Annotated in this window: 11 protein-coding genes; 9 read left to right on the forward strand and 2 right to left on the reverse strand. The window is 71.9% G+C overall.

What is annotated here, in order from left to right:
• Positions 1–90: 90 nt before the first annotated feature.
• Entirely contained in the window at positions 91–1,524 is a 1,434-nt protein-coding gene (gene pyk, locus ABGA99_RS10040) for a pyruvate kinase (RefSeq protein WP_347582479.1), read from the forward strand.
• A gap of 53 nt (positions 1,525–1,577) precedes the next feature.
• Here pyk and polA read toward each other — a convergent pair whose 3' ends face one another.
• Positions 1,578–4,253 carry a DNA polymerase I gene (gene polA / locus ABGA99_RS10045; RefSeq protein WP_347575731.1) on the reverse strand — a complete coding sequence of 892 codons (2,676 nt, stop codon included), beginning with the start codon at positions 4,251–4,253 and terminating at the stop codon, positions 1,578–1,580.
• A 145-nt stretch (positions 4,254–4,398) separates the two neighbouring features.
• Between polA and ABGA99_RS10050 the strand changes: the two genes are divergently transcribed.
• Together ABGA99_RS10050 and ABGA99_RS10055 are read left to right on the forward strand one after the other, a co-directional pair.
• Entirely contained in the window at positions 4,399–6,729 is a 2,331-nt protein-coding gene (locus ABGA99_RS10050; protein ID WP_347575552.1) for an FdhF/YdeP family oxidoreductase, read from the forward strand.
• A gap of 19 nt (positions 6,730–6,748) precedes the next feature.
• The gene (locus ABGA99_RS10055; protein ID WP_347575553.1) at positions 6,749–7,198 is read left to right on the forward strand and encodes a hotdog fold thioesterase; all 450 of its coding nucleotides are present in this window, start codon (positions 6,749–6,751) and stop codon (positions 7,196–7,198) included.
• Positions 7,199–7,342: 144 nt separating this feature from the next.
• On the opposite strand, the gene ABGA99_RS10060 is transcribed toward ABGA99_RS10055, so the two are convergent.
• Complete coding sequence (locus tag ABGA99_RS10060) at positions 7,343–7,645, reverse strand: hypothetical protein (protein WP_347575554.1); 303 nt, start codon at positions 7,643–7,645, stop codon at positions 7,343–7,345.
• Positions 7,646–8,086: 441 nt separating this feature from the next.
• Between ABGA99_RS10060 and ABGA99_RS10065 the strand changes: the two genes are divergently transcribed.
• The 6 genes from ABGA99_RS10065 (at position 8,087) to ABGA99_RS10090 (ending at position 14,289) form a co-directional block, all read left to right on the forward strand.
• Positions 8,087–9,448, forward strand: a complete 1,362-nt coding sequence (locus ABGA99_RS10065; RefSeq protein WP_347575555.1) for a sulfotransferase — start codon at positions 8,087–8,089, stop codon at positions 9,446–9,448.
• Positions 9,445–10,626 (forward strand): glycosyltransferase family 4 protein, encoded by a 1,182-nt coding sequence (locus ABGA99_RS10070; protein ID WP_347575556.1) that lies wholly within the window; start codon positions 9,445–9,447, stop codon positions 10,624–10,626. Before ABGA99_RS10065 ends, ABGA99_RS10070 begins: the two co-directional genes overlap by 4 nt.
• Positions 10,619–11,188 (forward strand): adenylyl-sulfate kinase, encoded by a 570-nt coding sequence (cysC, locus tag ABGA99_RS10075; protein ID WP_347575557.1) that lies wholly within the window; start codon positions 10,619–10,621, stop codon positions 11,186–11,188. Before ABGA99_RS10070 ends, cysC begins: the two co-directional genes overlap by 8 nt.
• On the forward strand, positions 11,185–12,111 hold the full coding sequence (gene cysD / locus ABGA99_RS10080) for a sulfate adenylyltransferase subunit CysD (RefSeq protein ID WP_347575558.1): 927 nt from the start codon (positions 11,185–11,187) through the stop codon (positions 12,109–12,111). Before cysC ends, cysD begins: the two co-directional genes overlap by 4 nt.
• 2 nt (positions 12,112–12,113) lie before the next feature.
• A complete protein-coding gene (locus ABGA99_RS10085) occupies positions 12,114–13,469 on the forward strand; it encodes a GTP-binding protein (protein WP_347575559.1) in 1,356 nt (451 codons plus the stop codon).
• Positions 13,470–13,665: 196 nt separating this feature from the next.
• Positions 13,666–14,289: a hypothetical protein gene (locus ABGA99_RS10090; protein ID WP_347575560.1), complete on the forward strand. Its 624-nt coding sequence runs from the start codon at positions 13,666–13,668 to the stop codon at positions 14,287–14,289.
• Positions 14,290–14,524 lie beyond the last annotated feature (235 nt).

Raw genomic sequence — 14,524 nt, forward strand, 5'->3', positions numbered from 1 at the left:
GCTCGATCTCAATAGACCTTCGCTCAAATGTCGTTGGGGAATGGCCAATACCCGGTTCCCTACCTGCCGGTAAGTCATAGAGTCGAAAGCATGCGCCGAGCGAAGATTGTCTGCACCCTGGGTCCCGCTACTGACACATACGACCAGATCAAGAGCCTGGTCGAGGCGGGAATGGACGTTGCCAGGTTCAATCTCAGCCATGGCACCTACGCTGAGCACGAGGAGCGTTACGCACGGGTGCGCAAGGCCGCGGACGAAACGGGGCGCAGCGTCGGCGTGCTCGCCGACCTTCAGGGCCCGAAGATCCGGCTGGGTACCTTCCGCGAAGGTCCTGTATTTCTCGAACGGGGCGATGAATTCACCATCAGCGTCGATCCGGTCGAAGGCGACCGCCAGTGCTGCGGTACGACGTACGCCGGGCTGGCCGCCGACGTCGGGCGGGGCGAGCGGATCCTCGTCGACGACGGCCGCGTCACGCTGGAGGTGACCGCCGTGGACGGGCCCCGGGTCCGCACCATCGTCATCGAGGGCGGCATGGTCTCCGACAACAAGGGCCTCAATCTGCCCGGCGTCGCGGTCTCCGTCCCCGCGCTCTCCACCAAGGACCGCGACGACCTGCGCTGGGCGCTGCGCGCCGGCGCGGACATCATCGCGCTGTCCTTCGTCCGCTCGGGGCAGGACGTCCGCGACGTCCACCGGATCATGGACGAGGAGGGCCGGCGGGTGCCGGTGATCGCCAAGGTGGAGAAGCCCCAGGCGGTCGAGAACCTGGAGGGCATCGTCGACGCCTTCGACGGGCTCATGGTGGCCCGCGGCGACCTGGGCGTGGAAATGCCGCTGGAGCAGGTGCCGATGGTGCAGAAGCGGGCGGTCAAGCTGGCCAAGCGGAACGCCAAGCCGGTCATCGTCGCCACCCAGATGCTGGACTCGATGATCGAGGCGTCCCGGCCGACGCGCGCGGAGGCGTCCGACGTGGCCAACGCGGTGATGGACGGCACGGACGCGGTGATGCTGTCCGGCGAGACGAGCGTCGGCAAGTACCCGATCCAGACGGTGCGGACGATGGGCCGGATCGTCCAGGCTGCGGAGGAGGAGATGCTCGCCAAGGGCCTCCCGACGCTGACCGAGCGCAACAAGCCCCGCACACAGGGCGGCGCGGTGGCGCGCGCGGCGGCGGAGGTCGGCGACTTCCTCGGGGCGCGCTATCTGGTGGCGTTCACGCAGTCCGGCGACACGGTACGGCGGCTCTCGCGCTACCGCTCGCCGATCCCGGTGCTGGCCTTCACCCCGGACCCGGCGACGTGCAGCCAGCTCAACCTGACGTGGGGCGTGGAGACGTTCCTCGGCCCGATGGTGCAGACGACCGACGAGATGGTGGCGCAGGTCGACGAGCAGTTGCTGAAGATCGGCCGCTGCCGCAAGGGCGACGTGGTCGTCATCACCGCCGGCAGCCCGCCCGGCATCCCCGGCTCGACCAACCTCGTCCGCGTCCACCACATCGGCGAGGACGACCCCGCGAGCTGACACACCGCGGGGGTGGAGACCGCCGCGCGATCCGGCGGCCCACCGTGCCGCGCTCAGTGTGCGGCCGACTCCCAGTCCGCGCCGACGCCCACCGCGACGTCCAGCGGCGCCCGCAGGGCCACCGCGCCGGCCATCTCCTGGCGCACCAGCCCCTCCACCCGCTCGCGCTCGCCCGGCGCCACCTCCAGCACGACTTCGTCGTGCACCTGGAGCAGAAGCCGCGTCTCCAGCGACGCCGCCGTCAGCGCCCGGTCCACCCGCAGCATCGCGAGTTTCACGATGTCCGCCGCCGTGCCCTGGATCGGCGCGTTGAGCGCCATCCGCTCGGCCATCTCGCGCCGCTGGCGGTTGTCGCTGTTGAGGTCGGGCAGATACCGGCGGCGGCCGAACATCGTCTCCGTGTAACCCGTCGCCCGGGCCTCGTCGACGACGCGGCGCAGATAGTCCCGAACGCCGCCGAAGCGCTCGAAGTAGTTCTCCATCAGCTTGTGGGCCTCGGCCGTCTCGATGCCGAGCTGCTGCGAGAGGCCGAACGCGGAAAGACCGTAGGCCAGCCCGTACGACATCGCCTTGATCTTCCGCCGCATCTCGGCGTCGACCTCGGTGCGGGGCACCGCGAACACCTGCGAGGCGACCGTGTCGTGCAGGTCCTCGCCGGAGGCGAACGCCTCGATCAGGCCCTCGTCCTCCGACAGATGGGCCATCACGCGCAGCTCGATCTGGCTGTAGTCGGCGGTCAGCAGCGACTCGTACCCCTCGCCGACGACGAAGCCGCGCCGGATCGCCCGGCCCTCGTCGGTACGGATGGGCACGTTCTGCAGGTTCGGATCGGTGGAGGACAGCCGGCCGGTGGCGGCGACGGTCTGGCTGAACGTGGTGTGGATCCGGCCGTCCGCCGCGATGGTCTTGATGAGCCCCTCGACCGTGGAGCGCAGCCGGGCCTGCTCGCGGTGGCGCAGCATGATGACCGGCAGCTCGTGGTCGGTCCGGGTGGCGAGCCAGGCGAGCGCGTCGGCGTCCGTGGTGTAGCCCGTCTTGGTCTTCTTGGTCTTCGGCAGGCCCAGCTCGCCGAAGAAGACCTCCTGCAACTGCTTGGGCGAGCCGAGGTTGAACTCGTGCCCCACCGCGTCGTGCGCCTCCCGGACGGCCTGCTGCACCGCGCCGGCGAACTGCTCCTCCATGGCCTCCAGATGGGCCCGGTCGACGGCGACGCCGGCCCGCTCCATCCCCGCCAGCACCGCGGAGACCGGCAGCTCCATGTCGCCCAGCAGCTCCGCCGCGCCGACCTGCGCCAGCTTCTCCGACAGCGCCTCGCCGAGGTCCAGGACCGTACGGGCCGTACGCATCAGTGCGTCCCGCTCGGCGGCCTCCTGGTCGCCCTCCTCGCCGTCGAGGCCCAGCTCCAGTTGCCCGTCGGCCGCCGGGGGCTCCAACTCGCGGCCCAGATAGGCGATCGACAGCGCGTCGAGCGCGAACGTCCGCCGGCCGGGGGTGACCAGATAGGCGGCCAGGGCCGTGTCCATCGCCACGCCCTCGACCGTCCAGCCGTGCTCGGCGAAGACGCGCATGGCGCTCTTCGCGTCGTGCACCGTCTTGGCGCTGCCGGCGTCGGCCAGCCAGGTAGCGAACGCCTTCTCGTCCGCGGCGTCCAGCCGGGCCGGGTCGAACCAGGCGGCGGGCCCCTCCGCGGTGGCCAGCGCGACTTCGGAGACGCTGCCGACGCCGAGCTGCCAGGTGTCGACCGTGGCGATGCCCAGCGGTGCCGAGCCGTGCTCGGCGAGCCACGGCGCCAGCTCGCCCGTCTCCAGCACCCGGCCGTCGACCTGCACGCCCGGCTCCGGTTCGACCTCCACCTCGGCGGCGCCCGGGTCGGCGTTGAACAGCCGCTCGCGGAAGTTGGGGTTGCGGAACTCCAGGGCGTCCATGATGACCTGCAGCGACGTCCGGTCGTACGGCTTGCGCTCCAGGCCCTCGGGCCCGGCCGGCAGCTCGACGGCGCGGTCCAGCTCGGTCAGCCGGCGGTTGAGCTTCACCGCGTCGAGGTGGTCGCGCAGGTTCTGCCCGGCCTTGCCCTTGACCTCCTCGGCCCGCTCGGCCAGCTCCGCGAACGACCCGAACTGCTTGATCCACTTGGCCGCGGTCTTCTCGCCGACGCCCGGGATGCCCGGCAGGTTGTCGGAGGGGTCGCCGCGCAGGGCGGCGAAGTCCGGGTACTGCGCGGGCGTCAGCCCGTAGCGCTCCTCGACCTTCTCCGGGGTGAAGCGGGTCAGCTCGGAGACGCCCTTGGTGGGATAGAGCACCGTCACGTGGTCGGAGACGAGCTGGAAGGAGTCCCGGTCGCCGGTGACGATCAGCACCTCGAACCCGGCCGCCTCGGCCTGCGTGGCCAGCGTGGCGATCACGTCGTCCGCCTCGAAGCCCTCGACGGCGAAGCGCGGCACGTTCATCGCGTCCAGCAGCTCGCCGATCAGCTCGACCTGGCCCTTGAAGTCGTCGGGCGTCGTGGACCGGTTCGCCTTGTAGTCCGCGAACTCCGCGGAGCGCCAGGTCTTGCGCGAGACGTCGAAGGCGACGGCCAGGTGCGTCGGCGCCTCGTCACGCAACGTGTTCGACAGCATCGACGTGAAGCCGTAGATCGCATTGGTGACCTGCCCGCTGGTGGTGGAGAAGTTCTCCGCGGGTAGCGCGAAGAACGCCCTGTATGCCAGGGAATGTCCGTCCAGCAGCATCAGGCGGGGGCTGCTGGGGTTACGGGGTTTCGATGCGTTCTCAGCCACGGCTCCGATCCTGCCATGCCGCACCGACAACGGAGCCGTGACGGTGCGGCATGGCAGGATCGGTCCCGTACGCCCCACCGGAGAAAGGGTGCCCGCCATGGCCGGTAAACCGCCCGTCGGCGACCCCGTACAGGACGCCCCCGAGGTCACCGCGCCCCAGCAGTCCGCCGTCGGCGCCGCCGCCATCGCGCACGCGCTGCGCACCGGGCAGGAGCAGATGGGCGTACGGCGTACGGCCCGCACCCTGCTGCGCGTCAACCAGCGCGACGGCTTCGACTGCCCCGGCTGCGCCTGGCCCGACCCGGACCGGCCGCACACCTTCGAGTTCTGCGAGAACGGCGCCAAGGCCGTCGCCGAGGAGGCGACGCTGCGCCGCGTCACCCCCGAGTTCTTCGCCGCGCACCCCGTCGCCGAACTCGCCGGCCGCAGCGGCTACTGGCTGGGCCAGCAGGGCCGGCTCACCCATCCCGTGTACCTCGCCGAGGGCGCCGAGACGTACGAGCAGGTCTCCTGGGAGCGGGCGTTCGCCATCGTCGCCGAGGAACTGACCGCCCTCGACTCACCCGACGAGGCGGTCTTCTACACCTCCGGGCGCACCGGCAACGAGGCCGCGTTCCTCTACCAGCTCTTCGCCCGCGAGTTCGGCACCAACAACCTGCCGGACTGCTCGAACCTGTGCCACGAGTCGTCCGGCTCCGCGCTCACCGAGACCCTGGGCGTCGGCAAGGGCAGCGTCCTGCTCGACGACCTCCACCAGGCCGACCTGATCATCGTCGCCGGCCAGAACCCGGGCACCAACCACCCGCGCATGCTCACCGCGCTGGAGCGCGCCAAGGGGAACGGCGCCCGCGTCATCACCGTCAACCCGCTGCCCGAGCCCGCGATGGTCCGGTTCAAGAACCCGCAGACCGTACGCGGCCTGGCGCGCGGCGGCACCCCGCTGACCGACCTGTTCCTCCAGGTCCGCGTCGGCGGCGACCAGGCGCTCTTCCGTGCCCTGGCCCGCCGCGTCCTCGCCGCGCACGACTCCGGCGCCGGGGCCGTCGACGAGGAGTTCGTCGCGGAGCACACCCACGGCTACGAGGAGTACGCGGCCGCCGCCCGCGGCTACGCCGACGCCGACGCCGAGCGCGCCACCGGCCTGACCGCCGCCGACCTCGACCGCGCCGCCGAACTGGTGCTGGCCGCCGACAAGATCGTCGTCTGCTGGGCGATGGGCCTCACCCAGCACAAGCACGCCGTGGCCACCATCAAGGAGATCGTCAACTTCCTGCTCCTCGGCGGCCACGTCGGCCGCCCCGGCGCCGGTGTCTGCCCCGTGCGCGGCCACAGCAACGTCCAGGGCGACCGCACCATGGGCATCTTCGAGCGCCCCGCGCCCGCCTTCCTGGACGCGCTGCAGAAGGAGTTCGGCTTCGCCCCGCCCCGCCACCACGGCTACGACGTCGTACGCGCCATCCGCGCGCTGCGCGACGGGGACGCCAAGGTCTTCTTCGCCGTCGGCGGCAACTTCGTCTCCGCCTCGCCCGACACCGCGGTCACCGAGGCCGCGATGCGCCGTGCCCGGCTGACCGTGCACGTCTCGACCAAGCTCAACCGCAGCCACGTCGTCACCGGTGCCCGCGCGCTCATCCTGCCCACCCTGGGCCGCACCGAGCGCGACCGGCAGCCGGGGCCCGACGGCCGCGGCCACGAGCAGTTCGTGACCGTCGAGGACTCCATGGGCGTCGTGCACGCCTCCCGCGGCCGGCTCGCGCCCGCGAGCGACGCACTGCTGTCGGAGGTCGCGATCGTCTGCCGGCTGGCCCGCGCCGTGCTGGGGAAGGACAGCGTCACGCCGTGGGAGGAGTTCAGCGGTGACTACGGGCGCATCCGCGACCGTATCGCGCGCGTGGTGCCCGGCTTCGAGGACTTCGACGCCCGCGTGCGCCGCCCCGGCGGCTTCACCCTCCCGCACGCCCCGCGCGACGAGCGCCGCTTCCCCACGAGCACCGGCAAGGCCAACTTCACCGCCGGCCCCGTGACGTATCCCGAGGTGCCCGAGGGCCGGCTGCTGCTGCAGACGCTGCGCAGCCACGACCAGTACAACACCACGATCTACGGCCTGGACGACCGCTACCGCGGCGTGCGCGGCGGCCGGCGCGTCGTCCTCGTCCACCCCGACGACGCCGCGGACCTCGGCCTCGCCGACGGCGCGTACGCGGACATCGTCGGGGAGTGGCGCGACGGCGTCGAGCGGCGCGCGGACGGCTTCCGCGTCGTGCACTACCCGACGGCCCGGGGCTGCGCGGCCGCGTACTACCCCGAGACCAACGTGCTGGTGCCGCTGGACTCCACCGCGGACACGAGCAACACCCCCACGAGCAAGTCCCTGGTGGTCAGGCTGGAACCGGCCGCGTCTACGGTGGAGCCCGACACGACGGTGTAAAGGACGGAGCCGGGCGCCCATGGGCGAGCACACCACGAAGTTCCCCCAGGAGATCCTCGACGAGTTCGCCGGCGTCGGCGTCGACCTGGAGAAGCTGTTCTCCGCCGGCGCCCTCGGACAGCGCATGGGCCTCAAGGTGCTGGAGGCGGCGCCCGAGCGGGTCGTCGGCACCCTGCCGGTGGAGGGCAACACCCAGCCGTACGGGCTGCTGCACGGCGGCGCCTCCGCGGTGCTCGCCGAGACCCTGGGCTCCGTCGGCGCGATGCTGCACGGCGGCCCGGCGAAGGTCGCCGTCGGCGTCGACCTCAACTGCACCCACCACCGGGGCCTGCGCTCCGGCGTGGTCACCGGCGTCGCCACGCCGCTGCACCGCGGCCGGTCCACCGCGACGTACGAGGTCGTCGTCAGCGACGAGGAGGCCCGCCGGGTGTGCACCGCACGGCTCACCTGCCTGCTGCGCGACGCCTGACCCGCGGCGGAGCGGCACACGGCGGCGATCGCAGCGGTCGCGGGACGGGGTGCGCGGCCCGACCGCTCGACCGCCCGGCGGCCCGAGCGGTCGGCGGTCCACACGATCAGCGTCCGGACGGCCGGCGATCGCCGGCGGGCGGCGTCAGCGGCGCGGCCCCCTCCGCCCGTCCGTGAGCACGACCTTCTTCACCGGCCCCCGGTCCCCGCGGACGTGCGTCCGCTTGGCCTTCTTGCAGTGCCCCCGGGGCGCCTCCTTCACATGCACCCGCTTGCCGCCCTCGCCCGCCCAGCCGCCGGGGCCGTGCGTGACGTGCTTGCTCTGCGACGCGCACGGCCGGTGCGGCCCGGCGTGCCCCTCGGCGGCGCTCGCCGCCCCCGCGGTGCCCAGCAGGACCGCCAGGGCCGCGACCGCGGTGACCGCGGCGCGCTTCATCGTGACGTTCATGGTGAGATATCCCTTCCGTGCCGGTCCGTCCGGCACGGGCACCACCTTCGACCGCACCCCCCGCCAACCCGAACTCCCACCGCCCTCCCGCGTGTCCCGCCGCGGGACACCGCCGCGGACCCGGGGATGAGAAGTCCATGAGAATCGCTCACCCGATACGCTCAGACCGGCCGCCCCCGGGGCCGTCCGCTCTCATCCCGCTCTCATGGTTCTCAGCACCCCCTCACCCTCGGCGGCGCCGACGTCCCGTGCGGAATTCACCCGTCCGGGCGGTGAGAGGCACTGCCCGGGACGGGATCCCGCAGGTCTGCCCCGGCGCCCTAAGGCCGCTGTGACCAGCGCCACTCGGCGTGAATCAAACTAGCTATGACCTGCACGTTTAGCGAACATGCCGCGCGGGTACGTTGCCCGTCTCACAAACGCCTTCTAGCCTCGGGGCGCATGAACCTCCTCCGGAAGCTGAATCACAAGCTCGGCGCAACCACGGGTTTCGAGATCCGCAAGGCCGGGCTGCCGCATGCGCCTGCCCCGAAACCCGCCCCGGCCAAGGAGCCCGCGGAGCCGAAGCCGGTCGCGCAGGTCGCGTACCGCCCCCCGGAGGATCCCGAAGTCGACCGGCTGCTCAGGCGCCCCGTGTTCATCATGTCGCCGGTACGCTCCGGCTCCACCCTGCTGCGCCTGCTCCTCAACGCGCACTCGCGCCTGCACTCCGCGCACGAACTGCACTTCCGCCGGCTGGAGGTCAACACCGGCACCAAGCTCGCCGAGCGCGCCATGGCCGAGCTGGGTCTGGAGCGCGGCGACCTGGAGCACCTGATCTGGGACCGGGTGCTCCACCGTGAGCTGGTGCGCTCCGGCAAGGACTTCCTGGTGGAGAAGACGCCCAGCAATACCTTCGCGTACAAGCGCATCGCCGCCTGCTGGCCCGACGCCCGGTTCATCTTCCTGCTCCGCCACCCCGCCTCCATCGCCCGCTCCTGGTACGAGGCCGACCCGGAGAAGCGCACCGAGGAGGAGGCCGCCCTCGACGCGCTGCGCTATATGCGCGCCACCGAACGCGCCCGCCAGGCCCTGCCGGGGCACGTGGTGCGCTACGAGGAGCTGACCGACGACCCCGAGTCCGCCATGAAGGCCATCTGCTCCTACCTGGAGATCGACTTCGAGCCCGGCATGCTCGACTACGGCTCCCAGACCCAGACCAGCTACAAGAAGGGTCTCGGCGACTGGAAGGACAAGATCCGCAGCGGCCAGGTGCAGGCCGGCCGTGCGCTGCCGGCCGAGGAGGAGATCCCCGAGCCGCTGCGCGAGATCAGCGCCGCCTGGGGCTACCTCGAAGGCGGAGCGGATCAGGACGCGGCGGCCGCCGCCCGCGAGCCGCACGCCGAGATCGCCGAGGTCTGGCCGCGCGACGGCGCCGTACGCCTCACCGGCAGCCTGCACGGCGTCACCGACGGCGACGCCGGCCCCTGGGAGCTGCTCCTCGTCCGGCGCGACCAGGAGGACCAGCAACTGCGCTACCCGGCGGAGCTGGCGGACGGCGGGTTCGACGTCACGGTGCCCGTCGCCGACCTGGCGCCGGCGGGGCTGACCCCCCCGGCCCAGTGGGACATCCACCTGACCGCGGGCAAGGGCGACGCGGAGGTCCGGCTGCGCGCCGGCCGCCATCTGGACGGGATCACCGGCAAGAAGAACATCATGGTCTTCCCCGGCCAGCCCGCCCGGATCGACGGCGCCGACGTCGAGGTCAAGCCGTACTACACCATCAAGGACAACCTCTCCGTCGAGGTACTGCCGGCCTCATGAAGATCCGCTATCTGCTCATGCACGCCTACGGCACGGGCGGGACCATCCGCACCGTGTTCAACCAGGCAGGTTCCATGGCCGCCGCGGGCCACGACGTCGAGATCGTCAGCATGCAGCGCACCCGCGACGAGCCCCACTTCCCCCTCCACCCCGAGGTCACCCTCACCACCCTGGTAGACCAGCGGCCCGGCGTCCGCGAGGCGGAGCTGGCCGCGGCCGGCCCCCGGGCGGCGGAGAAGCGCGTCGAGCGGGAGGGGCAGCCGCCCCGGCACATCCCGTCGGGGGAGTTCGCGTACGAGCGCTACAACCGCCACATCGAGGACACCGTCATCGAGTGGCTGGAGCGGCAGCACGACGCCGTGATCGTCCCGACCCGCCCCGGGCTGAACTTCCTCACCGCCCGGTTCACCCCGCGCTCCTGCCGCAAGATCGCCCAGGAGCACATGAACCTGGGCACGCACCCGGCGGACATCCGCACCGCCATCCAGCGCGAGTACCCCCGGTTCGACGCCGTCGCCGTCCTCACCCACGGTGACCGCGAGGACTACCAGGAGCTGCTGCCCGGCACCCGTGTCGTCCGCATCCCCAACGCCGTCCACACCGGCGACAAGAAACTCACCACCTACGCCGACCACGTCGCCGTGGCCGCCGGCCGGCTCTTCCCGCAGAAGGGCTTCGACATGCTGATCCCGGCATGGGCGCAGCTCGTGGAGAAGTTCCCCGACTGGCAGTTGCGTATCTTCGGCACCGGCGAGAAGAAGGCCGAGCTGCGCCGGCTGATCAACGAGCACCACCTCTACAACCACGTCTTTCTGATGGGGCACACGCACAAACTGGACGACGAACTTGCGAGAGCATCCTTTTATGTGCTCAGCTCGCGGTTCGAGGGCCTGCCCATGGTGATGATCGAATCGATGACCCACGGACTCCCCGTGGTCAGCTTCGACTGCCCGACGGGCCCCGCCGACGTGCTCACCCACGGGAAGGACGGGCTGCTGGTGCCCCGGAAGGACGTGGACGGGCTCGCCGAGGCCATGGGGCAGCTCATGGACGACGAGGGCCTACGGGCCGACATGGGAGCGGCGGCACTGCAGACGTCGCGCTCCTACACTCCCGAGGCGGTCCATCCGCAGTGGGAGGCACTGTTCGAGGAGATTCACGGGAGTGGGAGTGCCTGACAACGCACCCGGCGCCGACGGCGTACACGCGCGCGGCGCCACGATCTGGCTCACCGGCCTGCCCAGCGCCGGCAAAACGACGCTCGCACGTGCCTTCGGCGAGCGGCTCCGGGACGCCGGCCACCGGGTGGAGGTGCTGGACGGCGACGAGATCCGGGAATTCCTCACCGCCGGCCTCGGTTTCTCCCGCGAGGACCGCGACACCAACGTGCAGCGCATCGGCTTCGTCGCCGAGCTTCTCGCGTCGCACGGCGTGAAGGTCCTCGTGCCGGTGATCGCCCCGTACGCGGACAGCCGCGAGGGGGTGCGCAAGCGCCACCAGACGGAGGGTACGACGTATGTGGAGGTGCACGTGGCCACGCCCGTCGACGTCTGCGCCGAGCGCGACGTGAAGGGCCTCTACGCCCGGCAGGCGGCCGGTGAGATCTCCGGTCTCACCGGCGTGGACGACCCGTACGAGCCGCCCGCGGCCCCCGATCTGCGCATCCCCACGCACGAGCAGAGTGTCGAACAATCCGCGGCGATGCTTCACGCCGCACTGGTGGAACGAGGTCTCGCATGAGCCGGTTCGAGCAGGCCGCCGCCCAGGACTTCCAGTTGCCGCACCTGGACGTGCTGGAGTCGGAGGCGGTGCACATCTTCCGCGAGGTCGCGGGGGAGTTCGAGCGTCCGGTGATTCTCTTCTCCGGCGGCAAGGACTCCATCGTGATGCTCCACCTGGCGCTGAAGGCGTTCGCGCCGGCCCCGCCGCCGTTCGCGCTGCTGCACGTCGACACGGGGCACAACTTCCCCGAGGTGCTGGAGTACCGCGACCGCGTCGCCGCCCAGCACAACCTGCGGCTGCACGTCGCCTCCGTCCAGGACTTCATCGACCGCGGCGAGCTCAAGGAGCGCGCCGACGGCACCCGCAACCCGCTGCAGACCGTGCCGCTGCTGCGCGCCATCGAGGGGGCCCGCTACGACGCGGTCTTCGGCGGCGGCCGCCGCGACGAGGAGAAGGCCCGCGCCAAGGAGCGCATCTTCTCCCTGCGCGACGAGTTCGGCGGCTGGGACCCGCGCCGTCAGCGCCCCGAGCTGTGGCAGCTCTACAACGGCAAGCACGCCGTCGGCGAGCACGTCCGGGTCTTCCCGCTGTCCAACTTCACCGAGCTGGACGTCTGGCAGTACATCGCCCGCGAGAAGATCGTGCTCCCGGAGATCTACTACGCGCACCGCCGCGAGGTCTTCCTCCGCAGCGGCATGTGGCTCGCCCCCGGTGACTGGGGCGGCGCCAAGCAGGGCGAGCGCGTCGAGACCCGCACGGTGCGCTACCGCACCGTCGGCGACATGTCCTGCACCGGCGCCGTCGACTCCGAAGCCGACACCATCGAGAAGGTCATCGCCGAGATCGCCGCCACCCGGCTCACCGAGCGCGGCGCCACCCGGGCCGACGACAAGATGTCCGAGGCCGCCATGGAAGACCGCAAGCGCGAAGGCTACTTCTGATCATGACTGTGAACCCACCCGCCCCCGCCACGGAGCCGGCCGCGCTCACCGAGGTCTCCCTGCTGCGCTTCGCCACCGCGGGCAGCGTCGACGACGGCAAGTCGACCCTCGTCGGCCGGCTGCTGCACGACTCCAAGTCGGTCCTCGCCGACCAGCTGGAGGCCGTCGAGCGGGCGTCCGCCAGCCGCGGGCAGGAGGCCCCCGACCTGGCGCTGCTCACCGACGGACTGCGCGCCGAGCGCGAGCAGGGCATCACCATCGACGTGGCGTACCGCTACTTCGCCACCCCGCGGCGCCGCTTCATCCTCGCCGACACCCCCGGCCACGTGCAGTACACCCGCAACATGGTCACCGGCGCCTCCACCGCCGAGCTGGCGGTCATCCTCGTGGACGCCCGGCACGGCGTCGTCGAGCAGACCCGCCGGCACGCCGCGGTCGCCGCGCTGCTGCGCGTGCCGCACGTGGTCCTGGCCGTCAACAAGATGGACCTCGTCGGCTACGCGGAGGACGTCTTCGCCACGATCGCCGCCGAGTTCACCAAGTACGCCAAGGCCCTCGGCGTGCCCGCTGTGACCACCATCCCCATCTCGGCGCTGGAGGGCGACAACGTCGTCACCCCGTCGGCCGTCATGGACTGGTACGCGGGCCCCACGGTGCTGGAGCACCTGGAGACCGTCCAGATCGACCACGACCCGCGCGGCCGCGTGACCCGCTTCCCCGTGCAGTACGTGATCCGCCCGCAGACCCCGGAGCACCGCGACTACCGCGGCTACGCCGGGAAGATCGCCTCCGGCATCTTCCACGTCGGCCAGCCCGTCACCGTGCTGCCCTCGGGCCACACCTCCAGCGTCGCCGCCATCGACGTGCTGGGCGAGAGCGTCGACTCCGCGTGGGCGCCGCAGTCGGTCACCATCCGGCTCGCCGACGACATCGACATCTCCCGCGGCGACATGATCGCCCCCAGCGAGCAGGCCCCCGGCGCCACGCAGGACATCCAGGCCACCGTCTGCCACCTGCACGACACCGCGCTCACCCCCGGCGCCCGGGTGCTGCTCAAGCACACCACCCGCACCGTCAAGGCGATCGTCAAGCAGATCCCCGACCGGCTCACGCTCGACGACCTCTCCCACCACCCCTCCCCGGGGTCCCTGGAGGTCAACGACATCGGCCGCGTCGTGCTCCGCACCTCGGAGCCGCTGCCGATGGACGCCTACGGCGACTGCCGGCGCACCGGCTCGTTCCTGCTGATCGACCCCGCCGACGGCTCCACCCTCGCCGCGGGCATGGCAGGCGCCGCGTTCGCGGGCGCGGACAGCGAGAAGCGGGCCGAACTCGACGACGCCGAGTGGGACTTCTGACCGCACCCCGCCCGGCCGCCGGTCCGCCGGGACGCTGACGGCGCCCTGCGGGCCGGTTGCGGGCCGCGTACGGCGGACGGCGGCGGGAGCGGGGCCCAGCGCCCCGACTCCCGCCGCCGCCGCGCACGTTCGGTAGTCGGACGCGGGCGTGCACGGCCCGCTGCGCCGCGGCGCGTACGCCCTTACTCTGTCCGCCATGAGCGCGCCCACCCGGCCCGAGCCCGGCCCCGAGCCGGACCCCGGCCCGCCCGCGGAGGTCCTCGGCGGCGGCTCCGCGGGGCCGCGCCTCGGCGAGCGCTGGACGGCGCTGCCGCCCCGCTCCCGCCGGCTCGCCGCCCTCGGCGCCGGCCTCGCCCTACTGGCCGCCGCCGGCGTATACGCCCTGGCCACACGGCCGGAGCCGGAGCCGCCCGCGCCCGTGCCGTACCCGATCCACTCGACTCACTTCTCCTTTCTCGGGATAGAAACCCCCAAAGCAGGCGATAACGCTTTTGAGGCCCAGCTCATGGCCACCTCGGAGAGCGGCGCCTCACTGGAGAAGATCACCCAGGGCTACAGCGGCCTGAAGCTGTCCGTCCGGCCCGCGCTGCCGCTCGCCCTCTCCGAGGGAGAACCCACCCGGGTCACCGTCAGGTTCGAGGTCGTCCGGTGCGCGGGGCTCCCCCTCGACGCGAGCCTGCCCTCGCTGCGTGTAACGCTGCGTAACACGCGCGCAATACAGGACTACAGCTCCATCCTCGGCGGGACCTACGCCGCCGAACTGTCCCGGGCACTGCGTACGATATGCGAACCCGCCCCGCGGGCGGCTCCCGGCGCATAGGACACCAGCAGCGGCTTCGCGCCCGTTCGGGCGTCCGGACTCCGTGGATCCGGCACAGACCACGCCCGCCGACGCGGAAGGTGGCTGTAAGGGTCATAACAAGAGAGTCACAGCATTGCCTGCACCTCTGCCCCCCCGCCCCGGGGCGGCTTAGAGTCACGCCCAGTCACCGCGCAGCAGGTCACCTTCCGACGCCTGCCGCGTGCACCGGCCCACTCTGCGCAGTCGAGGCCGC

Origin of the sequence: Streptomyces sp. B5E4 (genome assembly GCF_039871555.1) — a bacterium.
Classification (GTDB): Bacteria; Actinomycetota; Actinomycetes; order Streptomycetales; family Streptomycetaceae; genus Streptomyces.